A 21950-nucleotide genomic window follows, 5' to 3' on the forward strand; every position below is an offset into this window, starting at 1 on the left:
AAAAACGAACCCGTTGTCTTCATGCATAGGTGCTTTTTTATTTTGCAGTTAGAACATTAAAGAAGGATATAAAAAATGTTTTTACTGTACTTAATGGAAAAGTGACCTTGATGATATTGAGGTTGAAATAGAATAGATGAACTGGATAATAGGATATTTAGATAAAGCTAAAGCTTATCAATACTTTTAACTTGTCCACTTGTCCAGCATATAAATGGCTTGTTTACTAGGTTTTAATACATATTAGGGACAAGGTGGACAAGAATGTCTTACGCGGATATACGTATTAGGCACACCTACCCTTGTTATTCTACCTAATTTACATACTTCTATAGAGAATTCTTGTCCCACTTGTCCCAAAGGAGCTCCAAACCCTTATTTTATAGGGCTTTGTGTGCTGGGACAAGGTGCGGGACAACCTAAAAGATACTGTCCACACTGTCCCATAGATTCTCTTATAAAAACTCTTTTATGCTGTAAATAGGCAATTGAACTATATCATTAATCTTCTAACACACTTCAAGTTTCCTCATTACCCCACCTATCTCAATTATTTCTTAAAGAAGCTTAATTACAAAGAATACAAAATAAAATATACTGTAAAAAAATCAAAACAAGATAGTAGCAAACAATAACTTCAAGTTATTGTTACGTCCCCCAATGTCATGACATAAACTGGAAGTTTATATTTGCTAATCAATTGCGGATTCTGGAACGCACTTAAAGCTGCAATATTTTTTATTATTAGAACATATATAAGGCTCATTTTTAAATTTAACTTTACAATGATTGCATGTATACATAAGATCACCTCTCTGTTTTATTTTTGTGCTTAATGTACGTATTTAAAATCTTTCTCTAAGTTTTTAATATCCTCTTTAGTTGGCCGGGTGGTATAAGTTTCAATATTCTTCAATTGATTATAATCCTCCAATTTTATGATCTTCTTCCTTATTTACAATATACAAAGGGATTCTGTATTTCTGCACGGATTAGTTTGTTACTAAAAATAAAATATATATAAATGTTAAAGTTTATTTCATAGAGGAATCTAGGGGGTAGGCTTTCGCTAGTTGATTAAAATAATTAATTAGAATTTGTTGACAAAAATGTTACTCTATATAGAGGAAATTGGAAATTAATGTAGAAATATAGTTTGTGGGAGCTTAAAAGATTATATAAGAAAGAATGAAAAAAGGAGAGTATATGGAAATATTATATGAAATGATAACAAAGCTTTGGTTTCTATGGGTAATAGTTATTGCATTAGGTGTATTAGAAGTTTTCATGCCTAGAATCAAAGGCTTTACTGGTGAGAAATCTGTTGCTTTTATCTTATCTGGTCTTGATAAAACAAAGTACAAATTAATTAATAATATAATGTTGCAAATAGAAAATAAAACAACACAGATAGATCATGTAATAGTATCTAACTATGGTATTTTTGTTATAGAAACTAAGAATTATAAAGGTTGGGTTATTGGGAATGAATTTGATGAAAATTGGAAGCAGGTAATTTATAAGCGTAAAGAAAAACTACATAATCCAATAAAACAGAATTATGGACATATACAAGCTTTGAAAGAGATTTTAAAGGAATATCAAGATATAAATTACATTTCAATAGTAGCTTTTACAACAAAGGCGGAGTTAAAAGTAACCGCTAAAACAGATGTCGTGTACACTATTAAATTACCGAAGACAATAAAGAAATATAATGTAGAGAATATTAGTGATTTAGTCAAAGAAGAAATATATACAAAGCTTCTTTCGTTAAATGTTGATAGTAAAGAAACTAGAAAAACACATGTAAAAGCAATTCATAATACTTTAGCTGAAAATACTTTAGCTGAAAAGCGTATCAAAATAAATAGTGGTATCTGCCCTAAATGTGGAGGACTATTGGTATTAAGAAATGGAAAGTATGGTCAATTTAAAGGATGCAGCAATTTTCCTAAATGTAGGTTTATCGAAAAATAACAGACAGCTTCATTTAAAACACCTTTTTTAGTTTTTTGTAATGGAATATTTGAATTGGTAATTTTCTGGACCTCGGAGGTGTTAGAGGGGACCATCTTTCTATTCGACATATTTAGCTTATCCCTAGGGGTCATTGGGGGACCAACGGGCAGCCTTGCTATTAGTTCATAGAGAAAAATTGTATTTTGAAACGGAAAAAATATGTGATATAAGCAACAAAACAAAGGATATACGGTTAGGGATTAAATCGGTTAAATTTATTATTTTAATGAATATATTTTTGAAAAAGTTGGGATGATTCAGAAGAGATAGTGTACGCTTCACTACCAATATCTGAAAGGTGACTGTCACCTTTTAAAAATTGGAAATGAATTTTCAATTTTTGTTGCTTCTGATGTTAGTTAGAAAATGGAATTCGAAAATAGTTAATAGGTTTTTAAATTAGCCACTTGCAATGTGAGTGGAACCTTAATAATAAATTCTAGGAGAAATTACTGAAAAGTTATGTAATATAAGAAATAGCAAACAATAACTGCTAGTTATTGTTACGTCCATCGAGGTCGTGACATAATAGATTGCGTAATTTTATGTGGAGATATAACAGCAGATTATGTAGTTACTTCTTTTAATGAGCTTGAAGATATGCAATACTACGATTATAAAAAAAATATTGAGATGTTGCAACAATTAAATAAAGAGGTTTTATTTATTTTGAGTAACCATGATGTTTTTAATGTTGATAAGACGGATACAAATTACTTACCTTATTGTAATACAGAAGCTTTTAATGATTTCGTATCTATAGAGTATATTAATTTCCCTATGTATGGAACAAAGCGTGAAGGAAATGAACAAGATATGATGCACAGGATATCTAAGCTTAATATAGACAATAAAAGCATTATTATATCACATATCCCACCATATAAATGTTTAGACAAAGCTAATAATGGAGTTTATTATGGCAGCGGAACTATTAGAGATATGATAAAGGAAAAAAAGCCTGCATATTTTTTCTGTGGACATGTGCATGATGCTTTTGGTTTTAAAAAATTACATAATACATTTGTTGTAAGCGTTGCTTGTGATAAAATTACAACAAGAGGTTGGGTTGTAAATTTAGAAACTGTAAAATATGAGAAGGTAATATTATAAAAATACAATTTCAGTATGGAAAAAGGGGAAATTCATATGGTTTATATGGTTGATAGAGACGAACTTACTAATATACTTCTTAATAACAATGGAGATGAGATTTTATCTTATGCAGATAAAATCTTAGAATTAGTGCCTGAATTAATAGTTTGTAGTAGATGCGAATATGAAGATAGAGTACATAAAGATAATGTTTATATGCATATTATCCACGTAGTTGCAGGTACAGTGGGTGTGAAGCATCTGGCAAAACAAGATTAAACATTGGAAATGGATTTTCAATTTTTGTTGCTAAAAATGAAGTGTGAAGGATATAAAACTGTTAGACTTGAGAAACATAGAGGATGAAATATATCAATTTAGATAATAAAAAACTTTTTAATGAAGGAATTTAAGTTTTTTTCTAGAATATTGGTATGTTAGGAAGTATTGGGAAGTATTGTGTGGAACGTATAAGTACAAAGTAAGTTTTATTTTTACTAAAAACGTACCCTTGTATATAATATATTAAACAATGCATGTAACTATATAAAATGTATATGTTTGTAATTAAAGGAGACTTAACATGGTGAAGTTTTTAAGTGAAAAAGTTATGGATGCATTTTCTTCAATGAAGACAACAGATAGTATATCGCTTGAAAGTAATGAAGATATAAAAAGATTAGAAAAATATTATATTGATCCATTTAACTACGTTAACAATATAATGCAAGAAGAAGATAACTTTATTATAGGAAGAAGAGGGACAGGAAAGAGTACGCTTATTTATAGGGCATTTGCAGAGTGCATTAATAGTTGGGACAAAGGTAAGAAAATATATAAGAAAAACATATTACCTATATTCATTGACTTAAGTAAATGTGAAATATTAACCCAAAAAATAGATGAAGATATAATTTTTGAGGAGTATTTTACATATGAGTTAGTAAGAGCGTTTAGAAAATATATTAACTTATTATGGCCTTATATTATATCATCGGTTGAAGAAGATGAAGATAAGTCAAAGCTTTTTAACATCAGAGAGTATATGGATCAATTAGATGAACTTATAAAAAAAGATGTTACCTATACAAAAAAGTGGAAGTATACATTAGGTGAATTTTTAGATAAAATTGCTTTGATAAAAGAATTATCCAATGCAACAGCTATATATATTTTTGTTGATGAGTATTCAGAATTAAGCAGTACAAATCAAAAAATATTAGGCAATCTATTAAAAAGACTAAGAGGAACGAGACGGGGCATATATTTTAAAGTATGTGCAATAACAGATAATTATGATTTAGGGGAAATTAGATTACAAAGAGATTTCTATGAAATATCTCTAGACCTATATAAATTTATTGAGAGATCAAACGGATTAAATGATGCGTTTAATAGGTTGGAAAAGTTCACAAGTAATATCGTACAGGAAAGATTAAATGTATTTGGATGCGAAACAGATATAAGTAGTATTTTTAACGATTATTCACAATCTATTAGTCTATTAACAAGAGCTTCGATAGGAATCCCAAGGACTATAGGAATTATCCTTAAAGAGGCTTGGGCACAGGCACAAGCTAAAAAGAGAATCAAAATATCTAATGATGACTTAATGTTTGGAATAAAAAGTGCAGGGGATAGTTATTATGGATTTTTTTCAGGAAATGTAGGACCAGTAATTCCTAAGCTTTATGATGATATATTTGAAGAAATATTAACTAGAGCGAGACAAGAAAGAAAAGTAAATTCTAAAAAGTTTGCTAGTATGTTTCTGGTAGGTGGATTTAGAGATAGTCATTTTAAGTATTTAACTGAAAACTATCTGATTCATTTATTGAAGAAAGATGAAACATCTGTAAAAGGTGAAACAAATTTAAGCTTATATATGATAGATCTTGCATTCATAAATAAATATAATATTGGGTTTGGCTTAGACAGAGATGTTTATAGGCAACAGAGATTTGTTTATAACGATATTATGAAAAAATATGATGTGTATTTTACAAATACTAGGAAGGAGTATAGATGTCCACAATGTGATACGGAATATACTCAAGAACAACTTTTTTTACCTCAATTAAATACTTATTTAGAGTTTTGCCTTAGAGATAGACATATGTTAGTAAAGATTGATGGAATAGATGAGGGAAATCAGACATTTACGGAAATGGAAAGAAAGATTATAGGTACGATTAGAAGTAGAACAGTAAATGATGCTATATTAGCTAGGGATGTTTCAGAAATAGTAGGCTGTAATAAAATTAAAGTAGCGAAGTTTGCTGAAAAAGTGGAAAAAGAGAATTTAATAAAAAGAGAAAGATTAGATGGTAATAACTCACCATATAGATACTATAGGGGGAAATAACAATATGAATAGCGAAGAAAGTATTAAATTTTTGCTGGAGCAAAAGGAAGCAATTGTTAATCTTCCAGATAAGAGAAGAAGTCCTCAATTTGATAAATGGAAAAGAAGGACAAGATTAATAATCGAAAAGGTATTTAGTAATGGAAGTTTGCATTTAAAAGAATTTGATGGAATTAGATATAGCTTGAGTGTGTTTTCATTAAGTACTCCAGAGGAAAGTTTTCAACGTGTATATATGAGGGGATTAGAAGATGCAATGGGTTTAATCGAAACATGCATAGAGGAAATTAAAGATTTCGGGCTAGACGAAAGTGAACAAGAAGTAGGAGGAAATAATATGGGAGAAAATATTCAACAAGTTAGAAAAGCAAATAAGATTTTTATAAGTCATTCTTCGGAAGACAGCCATTTCGGCAAAGCAATTGTTCAACTCTTACGAGGATTAGGATTAAAAAGAGATCAAATTGTATTTACCAGCGATGATGATTATGGTATACCTTTGGATGATAATATTTTTGAATATTTAAAAAAACAAATTACAAATGGTGTCTATATTCTTTACTTGTTATCTGATAATTATTATGACAGTGTTGCTTGTTTAAATGAAATGGGAGCAGCGTGGATTGTTCAAAATCAGTATACGATAATTGGAATACCGGGTTTTCAATTTAGTAACACTAAATTTTCTGGAGGGGCAATAGACCCTAGAAAGATAGGATTTACAATGGATAATACAAAAAGAGTTATAGAATTCAAAAACAATATTTTAAATCAGTTTGACTTGTCAATTGATGAAATGGATTGGATGGAAGTTTATAAAAAATACTGTGATACTGTAGAAGGTCTATGCAAACATAAATAGAAATACCTAGAAAGCGTTCCCAAAATAGGGGGAAATTGAGTACCCATGTGAGTATGGTGGCTCAAAACTTAACATTTGTATATACTAGTTGAAAACTCCCCCACTTTATAGTTGAATTATTCCCCCACCTAATTTGCAATTGAGAATTTTAGTGTGGGTTGGCGAAGCGTACCATTTACATTGAGAGTGCATGTGGTAGCCTATAGCTATTGCTAAGCAATTGTTTGCAATGGGTTGGTTAATGGCCTATAACCATATGCACAGAGGCTCAATGTCAATGGCAATCCACATGTGCTATCAATTGATATAAGGGTGGGGGAAATTTTCGATTATAATATGGGGGAGTTTTCAGTTATAAAATACAGCATAGTCATTTAATTCAATAGTGGTGTTACTTGCTATGTAGGGATTTGTATAGTTATTAATAAAAATTTAAAACATTATAAATAAATTAGACATTAGTAGAATTAACTAGAATTAACTAGAATTAACTAGAATTAACTAGAATAATTTGTTGAATTTAAATCATAGAATATTTAGCTTTATTTAAAGCAAGGCAACATTAAAGTATTAGAGGCTATTAAGTTATTTTTAAGAGAGCTGTATTTACATATTGGAAAAATATAAGTTAGAGGTGTGACAATGGATTACAATCCAAGTAATAAAGAATCAATTGAGGACTATGCAAGACTATTATTAGATAAAAACTTATCTAGTGTTTTAGGTCTTGATTTTATTCATAGATTCAATAATAAAGATTCAAAAGGTAGATTAGGACAAGTTATAGAAGAAGAGTATTTTGGATATAAAGTTAATTCCAGAAAGGAAGCTGATTTTAAAGGAGCTGGAATAGAACTTAAAGTTGCGCCATTAAAGGAAATAAAACCTAAAGAAAATTCTGATTCCTTAAGAGAAAAACAAGGTATTTCAGCTAAGGAGAGAGTTGTTTTATCAATAATAAATTTTATGGAAATTCATAAAGAACAATGGAGTAGTAATTCCTTATTTGATAAATGTGGACAACTATTACTGATGTTTTACCTTAATGAAAAGGATAAACCTATTGAAGAATTAATATTTAAGATAATTAATGTTTGGAGTCCTTCAGAAGAAGATTTTCTAGTAATTAAAAAAGATTGGGAAATAATTATTAATAAAATTAATGCTGGAAAGGCTCATGAAATTTCAGAGGGAGATACAATGTACTTAGGTGCATGCACTAAGGGAAGTACAGCAGCAAAAAGTAAAAGATCTCAGCCATTTTCAGAAATATTAGCACCGCAAAGAGCATTTTCATTAAAAAGATCATATGTTGATTCTATAATAGAAGAGCTTTTACAAAGAGAAGTATATTTTACAAAAGAAAATGCAAAAGCTATCAGTGCTACATTTAAAGATATATCTTTTGATGAAGTTATACTTAATTTATTTAAAGATTTACAAGGATCTTCGCTAGCAAAAATTATCAGCAAATATGATATTATAAGAGAGAGAAAAGCTAAAAATTTTAATAGACTAATTGTAGATGACATTTGTAAAAAAACTTTTGGTGATAAATTAGATAATTTAGAAGAATTTAAAAAGGCTAATATTGAAGTTAAAACAATACTTCTTAAACCTAGTGGAATGCCGAAGGAGTCTATGTCATTTGAACAAATAGATTATTGTGATATTAATACTGAAATATGGGAAGAATCATCTATTAGGGATAAATTCGAGAATAAAAAGCATCTATGGATTATATTTAAAGCCACAAAAAACTTTGAGAAACAGTCAGAATTAAGTTTAGATGAAATGTTAGTAGATAATATTATGTTTTGGAATATGCCAATAGCAGATTTAGAAGGTAGTATGCACTATGTATGGGAAAATACTGTGGATAAAATATTAGGTGGAGAGTATAACAGCTTTATTAAAATAAGTGACAAGCAAATTGCACATATAAGACCTAAAGGAAAAGATAGTAATGATGTTATGTTAACGCCTCAAGGGAGTTATGAAAGAAAAAAATGCTTTTGGCTAAATGCAAGTTATATAAAAGAGCAAATAGAAAAAGAAGGCTAGAAATTAAAATCTAGTCTTCTTTTTCTATAATATTATGTAGGGTTTTAGCCAGTAATGTGACTATATCCACAACTAAAGCGTTACCCATACAGAAATATCTAAATGAATGAGGCATGCCTGTATTGGTCCAATCAGCGGGGAATCCATTGATTTTTTCGCACTCAATAGGCGTTAACAGACGTAATTTCTTAGTAGTTAAATCTGCTACAACATGGGTACTACGATTTTTGCTTGCTTCGCTAGTAAGCATAGTTCTTGCAGGTTTATCAATAGAATCAGGGAATGATAAAGCGCCCTCTCTAAAAGTATATTTATGTCCCGTTTTAGAAGTTCGTTCTATTGCTTTTCCACCCTTCATGAAGTGCCATTTTTCGAAATCTTCTTCTGAAAGGTAGTATCTTTCATCAACTGATTTTTCAAGTAAATTAAATAATGTTAATGGTGGATTTTTTATTAAATTATTTGGTGTAGTTTTAACTGTAGATATTCTACCATCAAAGCAAACACCTGAGTTACTAAACTCAAACTCAAAATTATTAGATATATCTAAAATATCTAATATATCTGAAGGATATAAACAATTCATCTCTTTATGAGAAATTTCTTCTTCGGTAAAATCACTAACATTAAATGTTGAGCTAAAGAAGCCCTCAGACTGCAATATAGATTTAACATCTTTTTCTCCTGTAATATAATAATTAGTGCTTTTATGAGCTGCAAATATGAATGTGCGTCTTCTACGTTGTTGGAATCCGTATTCAGCAGCATTTATTACTCTCCATTCAACATAATATCCTAAATTATTTAAACAAGCGAGTATTATACCAAAATCACGACCACGTTGAGAAGTTGGTGATTTTAAAAGTCTATCAACATTTTCAAGTAAAACAAATGGAGGTGTTTTCTCTTTTAGTATTCTTTCAATTTCCCACCATAGGATACCTTTTTTACCATGTATACCTAAAGCGCCAGTAGAAGCGACTGAGTAATCCTGACAGGGAAAGCCACCAACCAGTACAGAATGTTCTGGAATCATATCTGTTGGTACCTTAGAAATATCGGTATTACTATACTCGTTAATTCCACTATGTTCTTCAAAATGAGTTTTATAACATTCAAAGGCATGTTGAGTTTTTTTATTTGGTTCCCATTGATTTGCCCACACAGTAATCCAGTCTTCGCAGGATTTTTCAAAACCCACTCTAAAGCCACCTACACCAGCAAATAATTCACATATAGTTTTATTCACATTATGACCTCCTTTGTTAGACTTATAAATTATACTACACTTATAACATTATGTGAAGATCAAATTGTAAAATAAAAAATAAAAACCTATAGATTTTAATTAGTTACATGCTTAGAAATTATTTATGTAGCTTTGAAAATAGAAAATCTTTGGAAAGCATAAAACAAGTTTTTGTAGTATCATTATCAAAAAAAGTATTATAAGCATTAGCGTTTTTGCAGCATTTAGGAGCTATTTCTAAAACCTGATTTTGAAAAGAATTTGGAAATGGTAACAAAAGTAAATCTCTTTTCTGAATTGATTAGGAAAATCTGCTTTTGCATTATTATTATTATTATTATTAAGAGGATGCTTATAAAAACTAGTTTCAACAACCTTACCTAAAACGCCCTTATCCTTAATTCCTTTAGATAAAAGGTTGAGTGTATCAAGTTCTTTGAATGTTTTCCAATGATATTTTTAGTATACTTTAATAAATCTTTTTCGGTTTTAAATTCCATTATATGATTACTCCTTGGCCTTATTACTTAGTAAAAGTATATGTTATAATAATAGCATATTAATTGTAAAATATTTCATATTTAAGTATAATAATTTCTATGAAGAAGGGTATGAGAAAAATAAATACTATAGAATCTATAAAGTTTGATTTAGAGAATTATGTGGGTCAAATGTATATAGCAACTGAAGGCAAGACTGGGTACGATTCAGTGATACATCCTAAGATGAAAGATTCTGGGCAAAAGGTATTTGAATATTTCAAAGCCAAGTTGTTTTTATTTATGCATAGAATGGAAGCTTGAAAATGTTATGTTGGTTAATGTGAAAGATGAAGAGCATTTGAAAGCTTATGTTAAAAATAAATTTTACCATATACCCGCAAGTAGATTATCTAATCTTAGGCTAGGTGTTGCGTATTTAGCTTTTTATGAATCTAAAAAATCCTTTAGTGAAGGTAGCGGCATAAATTTTTATGGCAAATTAAAAGAAGTTAAAAGATATAAACGTTATATGTGTAGCGAGATTCCAATTAAAAGAGGTAATGAAGATGAAGAATATTTAAGGTTTGAATTAGAAGAACTAACTAAAATTAATAATATTAAACCTGTGGAATATGGAACGCAGCTCATTACATATACCACACTTTATTTACTTGAAAATGCAGGGAATATACATGAGCTTAAACTTAAAAATAGGGATGAAATTGAACTTTATAAAATTTTGAAGAAAATATCAAAGGAAAAGGGATTGAAACTTCTGAGAAAAACGGACTGCTATGTTTTAGATGGGAGAGTTATTGAGATGCTTGGGCATGGGGAAGTTAGAGTTGATGGGAGGATAGGTGAGGCTGGGGAGATTGAGGATGAATTGGTGTAAATCCGGCCATTAAGGTTATACCGATGGCATTAGTAGTAGAACCTCACTATTCAGGAAAATGCAAATTTCTACATCAACACATAATCGAATGACAAGAGGTATGAAAATACATTAGAAATTTCATGAATTTAATAATAGTATATTCATTAAAACCTTACATCAATAAAAGATGTAAGGTTTTTGTGATTTTATACTTCACTAGATAGTCATTAGGTGTATTAAACTTGATAAAGGGCTATAACGAAGATTTAAAAATAAGCCTTTACGAACATCAATATTAGTTATGCTATATTTTGTGTTTGCTATGAATTTATTGATTTGTTGTGTTATAAATGATAAAAAATAGGTGTAACCATATAATCCAGATAAAGCAAGGTGATACTTATGACAAGTTAAAAAAATGTGTAACTTTAAATGTAGTAGATTTTAAGTGTACGCCACTAAAGAAATTGTATTCTAGCTTTAATTTGACAGAAGATATTTGAGAGATAAACTTGGTTCTGGTGTTAGAAATATATATAAATACAATAAAATATACTTAGGAGCATCATCTCAATTTATGGAAGACGATGTTTTTAGAAGGATGATTCCATTGATACCTTAAGCTGGTGAACAAGCTGAGGATAGTACCAAAAAAAATTGAAGTTTTGTAAAACAGCTAGAAGCAGAAGTGAAATGCAAGAATTCATGAAACTTAGCGATAGAGAGAATTTCAGAAAGAACATTTTAAACACTTTGATTAAAGGTGGTTTATTAAAATTAACAATACCAGCTAAACCGACAAGTCCAAAACAGAAATAATTGTCTTACCCTTAAGTTTTATGAAATTATTACGATAATTATATTACTGCTGATACTCATTTTCTGAAGGTAGTTGGGATAGCGTTGAAAATATCTAAATAGAAATAGTTTAATATTAAAATTTTGAATGTGAGGAACATGTATGATGGAACCAATGCTCCTAGCACTTTTTTTTGCGAAAATAAAAGGGTACAAAGTAAGACCACTTTTTAAAGTATGGGCAATATACCCAGTATTTATATTTATACTAATATATTTAATTTTAGAGGTTATGATATTTAATAACAATTATACATTTATAAAGTATACCAGTATTTTTCATTATCTTTATCTTTTAACATTTTTGATTTTGATTATCAAATATAAGCTTAATATTAGCGCAATTATAGGGTCAATATTTATTATTATTGGAAGTGCTTTAAATAATATAGCAATAGCAGCTAATAATGGGAAAATGCCAGTATTCCCAACCTTATCCTACTTAACTGGTTATGCAAAGCCAGATTCTTTTATGAAGGTTAAAGATATACACATTTTAGGAAGTTCAGTAACTAAACTTAAATTTTTAACAGATATAATTGATGTGGGATACTGTGTTATGAGCATTGGAGATATATGTATAAGAGTTTTTTCATTTATCATTATATTTAATACAATAAAAGTCATTAATAAAACAAAGATAATAGGATGAAACCTTACATGAACAGTATCTAAATTGATTTAATTATATTAATGAATATACCCTATTTTGTAACATCAATGATAAATGGAAAGATATTCATAGGATTGTTAGGAGAGGAATAAAAGATGTTGAAATTGTCGTTATTAGAAGTGTATTTAAGAGCTCTGCCAGAATCGTTTTTAGTTATTTTCGCAGTTTATGCGTTTTCTAAGACTGTTATTAATGTAAAAAGATATATAATATCAAGTATACTTTATGGTATTTCGGTTTATTTAATAAGGTCATTACCAATTCAATATGGGGTACATACTATTCTTAATATTATAATAATTATTGTATTAACTGCTTTTTTAAATAAAATTGTTATAATTAAATCCATACGATCAAGCATTATGGCATTGATTCTATTATTTATTTGTGAAGGAATTAATATGATTATAATTAAATATATATTTAAAGTAAATGTGATTAATATGTTATCTAATACGTCAGAAAAAATATTATATGGCATTCCATCATTGGTTATTTTTGCAGCTACAGTATTTACATATTACTTCTATTTAGCTAGAAGAAAAAAGTTGAATGAGGTAATAAATGGAGAAACTATCTAATAATATTGCTAATAAAGTAGCATTAGAGTTATCTCTTGATCAGGATAATAGAGAGGTAATTGCCTATGGAACTTTTGCTTTAATGCAGATGTTTGTTTCTACAATTTTTGTATTTCTATTTGGATTGTTGTTTCATGTAGCTTTTGAAGCTCTAATAATCTCTTTTACAGCGGCTTTTCTCAGAAAGTATTCTGGAGGGGTTCATGCAAGTTCGCCAGGAAATTGTACTTACATAGGCACAATTGTATGTGTAGGACAAGCACTATTAATATCGTTTTTAATAAGCTCGGTGGTTAATTTGAAATTAATCATAATACTGGGAGTTATGACTTTTATATGGGCCTACTACATAATTTATAAATTAGCACCAGTGGATAGCGCTTCAAAACCTATAGTAAAAGAAGAAAAAAGAAAGCGGATGAAGAGAGGATCTATAATACTTTTAAGTATATATTTAATTATAGCATTAGTTTTTATCCTGTTGTATTTGGGTAGTGGTGAAAGTAAACTTATTTTTTATGCTTTATGCTTATATTCTGGTATATTATGGCAAGGATTTACACTTACGACCTTAGGCCACTTATTAGTAGGCAAAGTAGATACCTTTTTAAATCATATATATTAAGAAATGGGGGTAAAATAGTATGAAATTTGTAAAAAAACATTTATTTACTTTAATTGCAGTAGTAACAACTCTTGTAGCAACTTCTGTAGCTTCTTCAGCATGTTTTTGGGCTTCTTATCAGCCTGAAGAACCAAAATGCCTAAGAGAAAAATAATAAGTAGATGAGGTCAGTTAACTGACCTTTTTTATTTGTTATATTTAATTTAATGAGGTAGGGATAATATGGGTAATTTAAAAGATGACAAGCAGAGAAAAATTGGCGAAATAGTATCAATAGTAAAATTAGTTTCATTATTATTTTCAGGAATAGCATTTCTGCGACATTTCTTCAATGGTACTAGCATAGAAGAAGTTACTAGTTATAGTTTTATTTCATTTTTGGTAGTAATATTAATATTATTGTCAATATATTTTATATGGTCATTTTCAAATGTTGAAAAAATAAGTTATAAATATATTAACATTGTACAATTAATCGAAAATATTGCATTTATTGTATTTTTTATTATTGTTATATTTTATTCGGGTAAAAATACAAGTGATTGTAAATTTTTATTTTTATTTATTATAATAACCTCAACCTTGCAACAAGGTATGAAGCAAGGAATGATAGTTGCATTTATTTCTTCAGCTTTTATATTAGCATTAGACCTTATTATGGGTGTACCTAATGTACAAGTTAATAAGTACTTTGAAAATGATTTAATTTTAGCTGGAGTTTTCATTCTCACTGCATGGCCATTGGGATTTTATGTAAAGCTTGAAAATGAGTATATAAGAAAACTTGAGGGGCTAGCAAATGAAGATGGACTCACAGGACTTTATAATCATAGGTTTTTTTATGATGCTTTAGGGGAAATAATGGAAATAAGCTCAAAAGAAAATAGTTTAGTTTCGATGATGTTATTAGATATAGATTATTTTAAAATTTACAACGATCTTAATGGACATCAAATGGGTGATGAAGTTCTTAGAACAATTGGGTTTATACTAAAGAATAGTTTTAGAAAAGGCGATGTAGTGTCAAGATATGGTGGAGAAGAATTTGCAATAATTCTTCCAAATACATCTGAGGCAGAAGCTATAAAGCTTGCAGAAGAATTAAGAAGTAAGATAGAAAAAACTTATTTTATTGGCGAAGAAAACCAGCCAAATGGTAAAGTGACTGTCTCCATAGGAATATCAATTTATCCAGAAAAAGCTAAAAATTCTATTGAACTTTTTAAAAGTGCGGATGATGCACTTTATAGAGCAAAGTTTTTTGATAAAAATAGGGTAGAAAGTTATAATTCTATATTAGATGAATTAAAAATTGATACAGAAGATGAACATATAGATATTATTACATCAATAAAAACTCTCATAAGCGTTATTAATGCTAAGGATAAATACACATATGGTCATGTTGAGAGGGTAGTTATTTATAGCCGGCTACTAGCGGATAAACTTGAATTAAATGAGAAAAATAAAAAAGAATTAATATATGGTGCTTATATGCATGACATTGGAAAAATAAATATTCCAAAGGAAATATTAAATAAAAATATGCCATTAACCACGGAAGAATGGGAAATAATGAAACAACATTCAGTAAATGGAGTAGAGATTATAAAATCGGTTGAATCACTAAAGGAAATTGCTCCTCTAATATTACATCATCATGAAAGATATGATGGCAAAGGATATCCTGATAATTTATATGGAGATAATATACCTTATCTTGTGAGGATCTTAACAGTAGTGGACAGTTTTGATGCTATGACGTCTAGCAGACCTTACAATAAAAGAAAAACTTATCAAGAAGCTGTTGATGAGATTAAGAGATGCAGTGGTACTCAGTTCGATAAAGATATCGTTGATTCCTTTATCCAGGTTATTATGGAAAGTAAAAATGGACTTGGTATTATAAATCCCTAAAAAATGTAAAAATAGGACTCTAAAACAAAGCACATTATTATTAAGCAACAAAAAGTATTTCAACAACAAGGAGAAGATTATGCATGAAACAGAGGTAAAAGGTATCTTATCGGCTCAAAATGGAATAAATATATATCGTGGATGTACTCATGGCTGTATTTATTGCGATTCAAGAAGCAAATGCTATCAGATGCATCATGATTTTGAAGATATAGAGGTAAAGCTTAATGCACCGAAGATTTTAGAGGATGGCCTCCGAAGAAAAAGAAAGAAATGTATGATAGGCACTGGGGCAATGAGTGATCCATACATTCACCTGGAGGAAAAACTGGGTAATACTAGAAAATGTATTGAACTTATTCATTCCTATGGATTTGGACTGGCCATACAGACCAAGTCCGCAAGAATTTTAAGGGATCTGGATTTACTGAAAAAAATTAATGAGAAGACAAAGTGTGTTGTTCAGATGACCCTTACGACTTTTGATGAAGCACTGTGTAAAATTATAGAACCCAATGTCAGCACCACAAGAGAACGGTTTGATGTGTTAAGGATAATGCGTGATAACGGAATTCCCACGGTAGTTTGGCTCAGTCCTATTTTACCATTTATTAATGATACAGAGGAAAATATTCGGGGAATTCTGGATTACTGTATAGAAGCAAAGGTACATGGCATTATTTGTTTTGGCATGGGATTAACCTTAAGAGAAGGAAACAGGGAATATTTCTATAAAATGCTGGATGAGCATTTTCCAGGAATGAAGGCTCGATATATAGAAGGATATAACTATGCATATCAGTTACCAAGTCCTATTAACGACAGGTTGATGAATATTTTTAAAACAACCTGTAAATCCCATGGTATATTGTGCGATATTGATGAATGCTTCAATTATCTTCATAAATTTGAGGAAAAAAATGAGCATGAGCAGTTAATGCTACCTGGGTTAGATTAGCTGTTCCATTACATAATCTCTTAAATGATCCTGTATTTCATTTATACATCTTTCTGTAATTTTACCTCTTATAAATTTCCGACCCACTAATTACTTTTGTACGGCTTAGGTCCACTAAGCATTATATCTAAGATAAATTCCTGGGAAATAACAAGCATTGCTTTGAATTACATTTTCAATAAACATATATGCCCTTGCGCGGAGTTTTGCAGTAATTTTGTTAAATTATTACGAAGAATTTTTAATTATAGTAATCTTGTAACTAAATATGAGATATGTAATTAGCTTAGTTCATTGATATATAAGGGGTTATCATTAATTCACATATTGCATTACAAATTTATCAGGGGGGATGCACTGTATTAATATTTTTTAAAGTTCAATTTTCACTTATATAGGCAATTTTTATACTTATATTAATATGGTGTTTTTGTTTTTTTGTAATATACATGTATATTTATGTTCTAATGTAGATATATTAAGGGGTTGTGTGAATTACAAGATGTGGTAATAAAGTGAAATATATTGTTAGGGGACGGTAATTAGTATAAAGGAGCTGACTTTCAAGTCTGACGTCAGCATTATGGTTGAATTAAGATCTGGTGCTCAAGAAATGACCATAAAGCAATTTCTATTTATAATAGTGTAGAATAAAACGTAATTTTCTGATAAAATAAAGATAAGTAAGAATGAATAAAACAACGAATAATAGTCAAAGGTAAATATTGAGGATGTGATAAAGTGACTAAGAAAAAAATAAAATCAATAGATGACAATTTCATAATGTCGCCAAAATATGATTTTGTATTTAAGTATATATTTGGAAACGAAAAACATAAGGACCTACTAATTGCACTGTTAAGTGATGTATTAGGTGTTCCAGAAGAAGAATTTGAAGGAATAGAAATAATCAATAGTGAACTACTAAAGGACTTTAAGGAAGACAAAAAAGGGATACTTGATGTACGAGTGAAAACAAAGGTAGGAAAGCAAATAGATGTTGAGATACAAATACTACCCACAGATTATATGGCAGAACGCACCATTTTTTATTGGAGCAAGATGTATACAAGTCAGATAAAGCCAGGTGATACTTACGACAAGCTAAAGAAATGTGTAACTATAAACATAGTAGACTTCAAGTGTACACCGCTAAAGAGGTTATATTCTAGTTATCACTTAACAGAAGATAAAACAGGTTTTAGATTAACGGATATAATAGAGGTACATTTCCTGGAGATACCAAAATTATTTGATAAAGATATTGAGAGAGATGAAAATGATCCAATAGTTCAGTGGATGGAATTCTTAGATGCAAAATCGAAGGGAGAGATGGAGATGCTGGCAGAAAAGAATAAGGATATAAAGAAAGCCTATAACTTATTGCAAATAATAAGCAAGGATGAAAAGGCTAGAATGTTATATGAGGCTAGGCAGGCAGAAATTAGTGACCAGCTTACTAGGATAAAATCAGCAGAGGAAAAAGGAATAGAAAAAGGAATAGAAAAAGGAATAGAAAAAGGCGCAAATGAGAAAGCAATAAAGGTAGCCGAAAAAATGATAATAAAAGGGCTTTCAATGGATGATATAGTTGAAATAACTGAGCTTACAGTAGAAAGATTACTTGAAATAAAGCGTAATATGGTGCATTAGAACCATAGGGAGCATAATTAAAGGAAAATATCCACCGCCTGGGTAAGATGAATTTATCCAGGCGGTTTTTTATATTAAATTATTTGGAGGTGGTATTATAGGAATTGTTTCCATATAGTGATGAGAGTGAATATTATAAACATTCTTTTCATTGTGTTTAGTTAAATACTATTGGTATAATATAATGAATAGAAAAATATAGATTAAATTACTTTATTTTTCAGACGAACAGAAAGGGTGAAATCATGGACATTTTTAAAAAATTTATTAATTATTATAAGCCTTACAAGCTTCTTTTTTTTGCAGACATGTTTTGTGCACTAGTAGTTTCTGCAGTGGATATATCTTTTCCAGTAATTCTTAGTTATCTTTCGAAAAACTTCTTTACAAAAGATAAACAAGTTATTCTTCATAACATTGGCTATATTGGCATAGCATTGGTGTGTATGTATATAATAAAATATTTCTGTCAATATTTTATAGCTACTTGGGGACATATTATGGGGGCTAGAATGGAAAATAATATGAGAAGAGATTTATTTAGTCATCTTCAAAGTTTACCATTTTCATATTATGATGAAAATAATACTGGAGAGATGATGTCTAAGCTAATATCAGATTTGTTTGATATTTCAGAACTTGCACATCATGGTCCGGAGAATGTACTTATCTCAGCTTTAAAAATCTTAGGCTCCTTTACAATACTATTGTTCATAAATGTGAAAATGACACTCATTTTGCTAGTAGTTACAGTAATCATGGTAGTCTTTTCAACTTATCAAAATTTGAAAATGCGTAAAATATTCTTGGATAATAGGAAAAAAACAGCAAATATAAACTCTGCAGTGCAGGATAGTTTATCAGGAATTAGAGTTGTAAAGTCATTTGCAAATGAAGAAATAGAAAAGAAAAAGTTTAATAAAAGAAACAAAGAGTATTTAAATTCTAAGGTACAAAGCTATACTGCAATGGGTAAGTTTATTGCTGGAAATACTTTTTTTGAAGGAATTTTATATGTTGCAATAATAGTAGCTGGATCATTATTTATTATTGACGGTTCTTTAAAAGTCTCAGATCTTGTAGTCTATGCTCTTTATATAAATATATTTATAAACCCTATAGATATATTAATTAATTTTACAGAGCTATTTCAAAAGGGATATGCAGGGTTTCAGAGGTTTAGGGAAGTTATAGAAACAGTGCCTGTTATAGTGGATAAAGAAGATGCTGTAACTCTTACCAACGTGAAGGGAAATATAGAATATAAAAATGTAACCTTCAGTTATGGTGATGATCATAATGTTTTAAATGATATAAGCATAAAGATAAAGGCCGGGAGAAACATAGCATTTGTTGGTCCGTCTGGTGGTGGAAAAACTACAATCTGTTCACTTCTTCCAAGATTCTATGACATAACATCTGGAAGCATTACAATAGATGGAAATGATATAAGAGATCTGACACTTGAATCCCTTAGAAATTCCATAGGTGTTGTACAACAAGATGTATATATGTTTGCAGGTAGCATAAAAGAAAACATTGGATATGGTAAAATTAATGCTTCTGATGAAGAAATTATGGAGGCAGCTAAAAATGCCAATATTCATGACTATATAATGGATCTTGATGAAGGATATGATACCTATGTTGGTGAGCGTGGAGTAAAACTTTCTGGTGGACAAAAACAGAGGCTTTCCATAGCAAGAGTATTTTTAAAAAATCCTCCCATTTTAATTTTAGATGAAGCGACTTCAGCATTAGACAATGAAAGCGAGAGATATATACAAAGTTCCATTGAGAAACTTTCAAAGGATAGAACTACTATAGTTATAGCCCACAGGTTAAGTACAATAAAGAAATCAGATGAGATAATAGTTATTAATAATGAAGGCATACAAGAAAGAGGCAATCATAACGAGCTTCTTAAAAATGAAGGTATGTATGCATATTACTATAATATGCAATTTGAAGGATTGGATTCTAATAGTAAAATATTTTAGATATAAGGTAGTTACTTCATTTCATTTTCAATTTATGAAATACTTCTGCCCCCTAAAAGCATTGAACCTAAATATGGTGGTATAATGGTATAGAGTTGAATTTTAGAAATTACACAGTTTTCTAATTCTATGTTGTATATACGAATTTTCCATAAAAACATGGGGGGTAAAGCTAATGAAAATTGCAACTTCTGATTTTAATGTGATTAAAGTGTTTAATAACAATATTGTGTTAGTTTATCAAGCAAGTGTAGAAAAAATTCTTTGTGAAAAAGGAATAGGACTTGGAAAGCATTCAGGCGATAGTATATCTAGGAATGCATTAATTGAAAAAACATTTTTTATTAAAAACAAAATTAATAAAGTTAATTTTCATGAACTGGTAAATAGTCTTGACGCAGAAGTGATTGGGCTTTGTGAGGAAATAATATATATGATCTCCAAAGAACTAAATGAAGATTTACATGAAAAAGTTCATATATCACTAATTGATCATATAGCGTTTACTTTAAAGCGACTTAAAAACGGTGATAATATAGAAAATCCATTTTTAGATGAAATTGAGACACTTTTTCCAATAGAATTTGAACTAGCCCAAAAAGCGGCAACTATAATTGAGGATAAAACAAAGATTCACATTCCAGATGATGAAATTGGATTTATAACTCTGCATATATATTCTGCAAGGAATGAGAGAGGATTAGCTAATACAATAAAATATGCATTTGTATCAAATACCATTATAAAAATGATTGAAGATGAATTAAATGTTAAAATAGATAGAAAGTCGCTTGATTATGCTAGATTTATTACTCATATTCGATTTGCTATTCAAAGGATTTTAGGTAATATTCCTGTTAAAAATAAATTAGTAAATACTATAAAACGTAAATATGATCCTTGCTTCAAGCTGGCACAAAAAATTTCGAAATTTGTTGAAGGAGAGTTTGAGCTAAAAGTTGTTGAAGAGGAAACTGCATATTTAGCTATACACATTCAGAGATTTAAAAGTAATAGATTGAAAAAACGAAAAAAAGTTACTTTTTAAAGTAGGGACTAGCACCAAGGGACAGGAATCCGCTTAATGTTGGGGATAAAAAATATGAATGATATTACAGTTAAATGTAGATATAAATAAAAGACTTACTCTAAAAGGTAAGTCTTTTACTTATCTCTACATATTAAATCTGCAGAGATACATAATAGATATATTTATTTGGATGAACTAGGTTTGTATATAATCGAATGTTGGCTGAAAGAATAAAGTCCTATGAAGAAAATAAACATATCAAAGTACCTAAATTAAAATCTATGATTAAGATAGAGCAACATAGACAGTTCTAGCTTCGCAGATTTGACCAAGAAGCTCCAACCTCTTGGGTGGCGAGTAGTTCACTAATAGTACATTCAGTAATCCCTTATTGATGTTGAAAATATGTTTTAATAGCATTATAATGAATTAGTCAATGTTACAAGTTAAATTGTTATTATTTTAAAAGAATAGGCAAAAGGACAGTAATGTAATTTGAAAAACACCCTTACTTTTCAAATGAAATAGGGTTAGAGTTATATTATAATAAGTAAAAATTTTATTATAAAATAAAATTATGAAAGATAGAATGAAGTTAAATCAAAGTTTTATTCATCAAGTATGATTATAAAAAAATGG

The 21950-nt window shown here is 29.4% G+C and carries 19 protein-coding genes and 1 pseudogene; 19 read left to right on the forward strand and 1 reads right to left on the reverse strand.

The genetic code is table 11. The features are described from left to right. Positions 1–1206 precede the first annotated feature (1206 nt). From Ctaglu_RS19345 to Ctaglu_RS19370, 6 genes are all read left to right on the forward strand, one after another. Positions 1207–1980 (forward strand): NERD domain-containing protein, encoded by a 774-nt coding sequence (locus Ctaglu_RS19345; protein WP_125004831.1) that lies wholly within the window; start codon positions 1207–1209, stop codon positions 1978–1980. 582 nt (positions 1981–2562) lie between these two features. Continuing rightward, positions 2563–3135: a metallophosphoesterase family protein gene (locus tag Ctaglu_RS19350; protein ID WP_267901305.1), complete on the forward strand. Its 573-nt coding sequence runs from the start codon at positions 2563–2565 to the stop codon at positions 3133–3135. 36 nt (positions 3136–3171) lie between these two features. Further along, on the forward strand, positions 3172–3396 hold the full coding sequence (locus tag Ctaglu_RS19355; RefSeq protein WP_148097597.1) for a hypothetical protein: 225 nt from the start codon (positions 3172–3174) through the stop codon (positions 3394–3396). A 304-nt stretch (positions 3397–3700) separates the two neighbouring features. Further along, positions 3701–5482: a hypothetical protein gene (locus Ctaglu_RS19360; RefSeq protein WP_125004781.1), complete on the forward strand. Its 1782-nt coding sequence runs from the start codon at positions 3701–3703 to the stop codon at positions 5480–5482. 4 nt (positions 5483–5486) lie between these two features. Beyond that, a complete protein-coding gene (locus Ctaglu_RS19365) occupies positions 5487–6344 on the forward strand; it encodes a toll/interleukin-1 receptor domain-containing protein (protein WP_185732833.1) in 858 nt (285 codons plus the stop codon). Positions 6345–6986: 642 nt separating this feature from the next. Beyond that, positions 6987–8408, forward strand: a complete 1422-nt coding sequence (locus Ctaglu_RS19370) for a Sau3AI family type II restriction endonuclease (RefSeq protein WP_233439871.1) — start codon at positions 6987–6989, stop codon at positions 8406–8408. Between the two features lie 10 nt (positions 8409–8418). Here the strand turns inward: Ctaglu_RS19370 and dcm are convergent, their stop codons facing one another. Then, positions 8419–9657, reverse strand: a complete 1239-nt coding sequence (gene dcm / locus Ctaglu_RS19375; RefSeq protein WP_125004788.1) for a DNA (cytosine-5-)-methyltransferase — start codon at positions 9655–9657, stop codon at positions 8419–8421. Positions 9658–10268: 611 nt separating this feature from the next. On the opposite strand from dcm, the gene Ctaglu_RS19380 reads away from it, so the two are divergent. The 13 genes and pseudogenes from Ctaglu_RS19380 to Ctaglu_RS19440 form a co-directional block, all read left to right on the forward strand. Next, complete coding sequence (locus tag Ctaglu_RS19380; protein WP_148097598.1) at positions 10269–10460, forward strand: hypothetical protein; 192 nt, start codon at positions 10269–10271, stop codon at positions 10458–10460. 7 nt (positions 10461–10467) lie between these two features. Continuing rightward, positions 10468–11034, forward strand: coding sequence for a DUF8743 domain-containing protein (locus Ctaglu_RS19385; RefSeq protein ID WP_148097599.1), 567 nt, complete (start codon positions 10468–10470; stop codon positions 11032–11034). A gap of 639 nt (positions 11035–11673) precedes the next feature. Further along, on the forward strand, positions 11674–11835 hold the full coding sequence (locus Ctaglu_RS26500) for a Fic family protein (RefSeq protein WP_185732836.1): 162 nt from the start codon (positions 11674–11676) through the stop codon (positions 11833–11835). 142 nt (positions 11836–11977) lie between these two features. Beyond that, positions 11978–12526, forward strand: a complete 549-nt coding sequence (locus tag Ctaglu_RS19395; RefSeq protein ID WP_125004794.1) for a DUF5317 family protein — start codon at positions 11978–11980, stop codon at positions 12524–12526. Between the two features lie 116 nt (positions 12527–12642). After that, a complete protein-coding gene (locus Ctaglu_RS19400; protein ID WP_125004796.1) occupies positions 12643–13128 on the forward strand; it encodes a hypothetical protein in 486 nt (161 codons plus the stop codon). Then, positions 13112–13753 carry an accessory gene regulator ArgB-like protein gene (locus Ctaglu_RS19405; RefSeq protein ID WP_125004798.1) on the forward strand — a complete coding sequence of 214 codons (642 nt, stop codon included), beginning with the start codon at positions 13112–13114 and terminating at the stop codon, positions 13751–13753. The genes Ctaglu_RS19400 and Ctaglu_RS19405 overlap by 17 nt, the downstream gene beginning before the upstream one ends. Before the next feature lie 19 nt (positions 13754–13772). After that, positions 13773–13907, forward strand: a complete 135-nt coding sequence (locus Ctaglu_RS19410) for a cyclic lactone autoinducer peptide (protein WP_125004800.1) — start codon at positions 13773–13775, stop codon at positions 13905–13907. A gap of 68 nt (positions 13908–13975) precedes the next feature. Further along, positions 13976–15670 (forward strand): diguanylate cyclase, encoded by a 1695-nt coding sequence (locus Ctaglu_RS19415; protein WP_125004802.1) that lies wholly within the window; start codon positions 13976–13978, stop codon positions 15668–15670. Between the two features lie 79 nt (positions 15671–15749). Beyond that, positions 15750–16628: an SPL family radical SAM protein gene (locus Ctaglu_RS19420; RefSeq protein WP_125004804.1), complete on the forward strand. Its 879-nt coding sequence runs from the start codon at positions 15750–15752 to the stop codon at positions 16626–16628. Positions 16629–17369: 741 nt separating this feature from the next. Beyond that, complete coding sequence (locus Ctaglu_RS19425) at positions 17370–18281, forward strand: Rpn family recombination-promoting nuclease/putative transposase (protein ID WP_125004806.1); 912 nt, start codon at positions 17370–17372, stop codon at positions 18279–18281. Between the two features lie 245 nt (positions 18282–18526). Then, positions 18527–20281 (forward strand): ABC transporter ATP-binding protein, encoded by a 1755-nt coding sequence (locus tag Ctaglu_RS19430; RefSeq protein WP_125004808.1) that lies wholly within the window; start codon positions 18527–18529, stop codon positions 20279–20281. Between the two features lie 175 nt (positions 20282–20456). After that, entirely contained in the window at positions 20457–21329 is an 873-nt protein-coding gene (locus Ctaglu_RS19435) for a BglG family transcription antiterminator (protein ID WP_125004810.1), read from the forward strand. 179 nt (positions 21330–21508) lie between these two features. After that, positions 21509–21625, forward strand: a pseudogene (locus tag Ctaglu_RS19440) (helix-turn-helix domain-containing protein); the annotation flags it as partial. Positions 21626–21950 lie beyond the last annotated feature (325 nt).

Source organism: Clostridium tagluense, from assembly GCF_003865095.1.
GTDB lineage: Bacteria > Bacillota > Clostridia > Clostridiales > Clostridiaceae > Clostridium_AD > Clostridium_AD tagluense.

What these genes read in the sequence shown, in the direction of transcription:
- Ctaglu_RS19355 (WP_148097597.1), top strand. Translation starts at nt 3,172, where the DNA reads ATGGTTTATATGGTTGATAGAGACGAACTTACTAATATACTTCTTAAT.
- Ctaglu_RS19380 (WP_148097598.1), top strand. Translation starts at nt 10,269, where the DNA reads ATGAGAAAAATAAATACTATAGAATCTATAAAGTTTGATTTAGAGAAT.
- Ctaglu_RS19345 (WP_125004831.1), top strand. Translation starts at nt 1,207, where the DNA reads ATGGAAATATTATATGAAATGATAACAAAGCTTTGGTTTCTATGGGTA.
- Ctaglu_RS19370 (WP_233439871.1), top strand. Translation starts at nt 6,987, where the DNA reads ATGGATTACAATCCAAGTAATAAAGAATCAATTGAGGACTATGCAAGA.
- Ctaglu_RS19400 (WP_125004796.1), top strand. Translation starts at nt 12,643, where the DNA reads ATGTTGAAATTGTCGTTATTAGAAGTGTATTTAAGAGCTCTGCCAGAA.
- Ctaglu_RS19365 (WP_185732833.1), top strand. Translation starts at nt 5,487, where the DNA reads ATGAATAGCGAAGAAAGTATTAAATTTTTGCTGGAGCAAAAGGAAGCA.
- Ctaglu_RS19405 (WP_125004798.1), top strand. Translation starts at nt 13,112, where the DNA reads ATGGAGAAACTATCTAATAATATTGCTAATAAAGTAGCATTAGAGTTA.
- Ctaglu_RS19410 (WP_125004800.1), top strand. Translation starts at nt 13,773, where the DNA reads ATGAAATTTGTAAAAAAACATTTATTTACTTTAATTGCAGTAGTAACA.
- Ctaglu_RS19385 (WP_148097599.1), top strand. Translation starts at nt 10,468, where the DNA reads ATGTTGGTTAATGTGAAAGATGAAGAGCATTTGAAAGCTTATGTTAAA.
- Ctaglu_RS19430 (WP_125004808.1), top strand. Translation starts at nt 18,527, where the DNA reads ATGGACATTTTTAAAAAATTTATTAATTATTATAAGCCTTACAAGCTT.
- Ctaglu_RS19415 (WP_125004802.1), top strand. Translation starts at nt 13,976, where the DNA reads ATGGGTAATTTAAAAGATGACAAGCAGAGAAAAATTGGCGAAATAGTA.
- Ctaglu_RS19395 (WP_125004794.1), top strand. Translation starts at nt 11,978, where the DNA reads ATGATGGAACCAATGCTCCTAGCACTTTTTTTTGCGAAAATAAAAGGG.
- Ctaglu_RS19420 (WP_125004804.1), top strand. Translation starts at nt 15,750, where the DNA reads ATGCATGAAACAGAGGTAAAAGGTATCTTATCGGCTCAAAATGGAATA.
- Ctaglu_RS19360 (WP_125004781.1), top strand. Translation starts at nt 3,701, where the DNA reads ATGGTGAAGTTTTTAAGTGAAAAAGTTATGGATGCATTTTCTTCAATG.
- Ctaglu_RS19435 (WP_125004810.1), top strand. Translation starts at nt 20,457, where the DNA reads ATGAAAATTGCAACTTCTGATTTTAATGTGATTAAAGTGTTTAATAAC.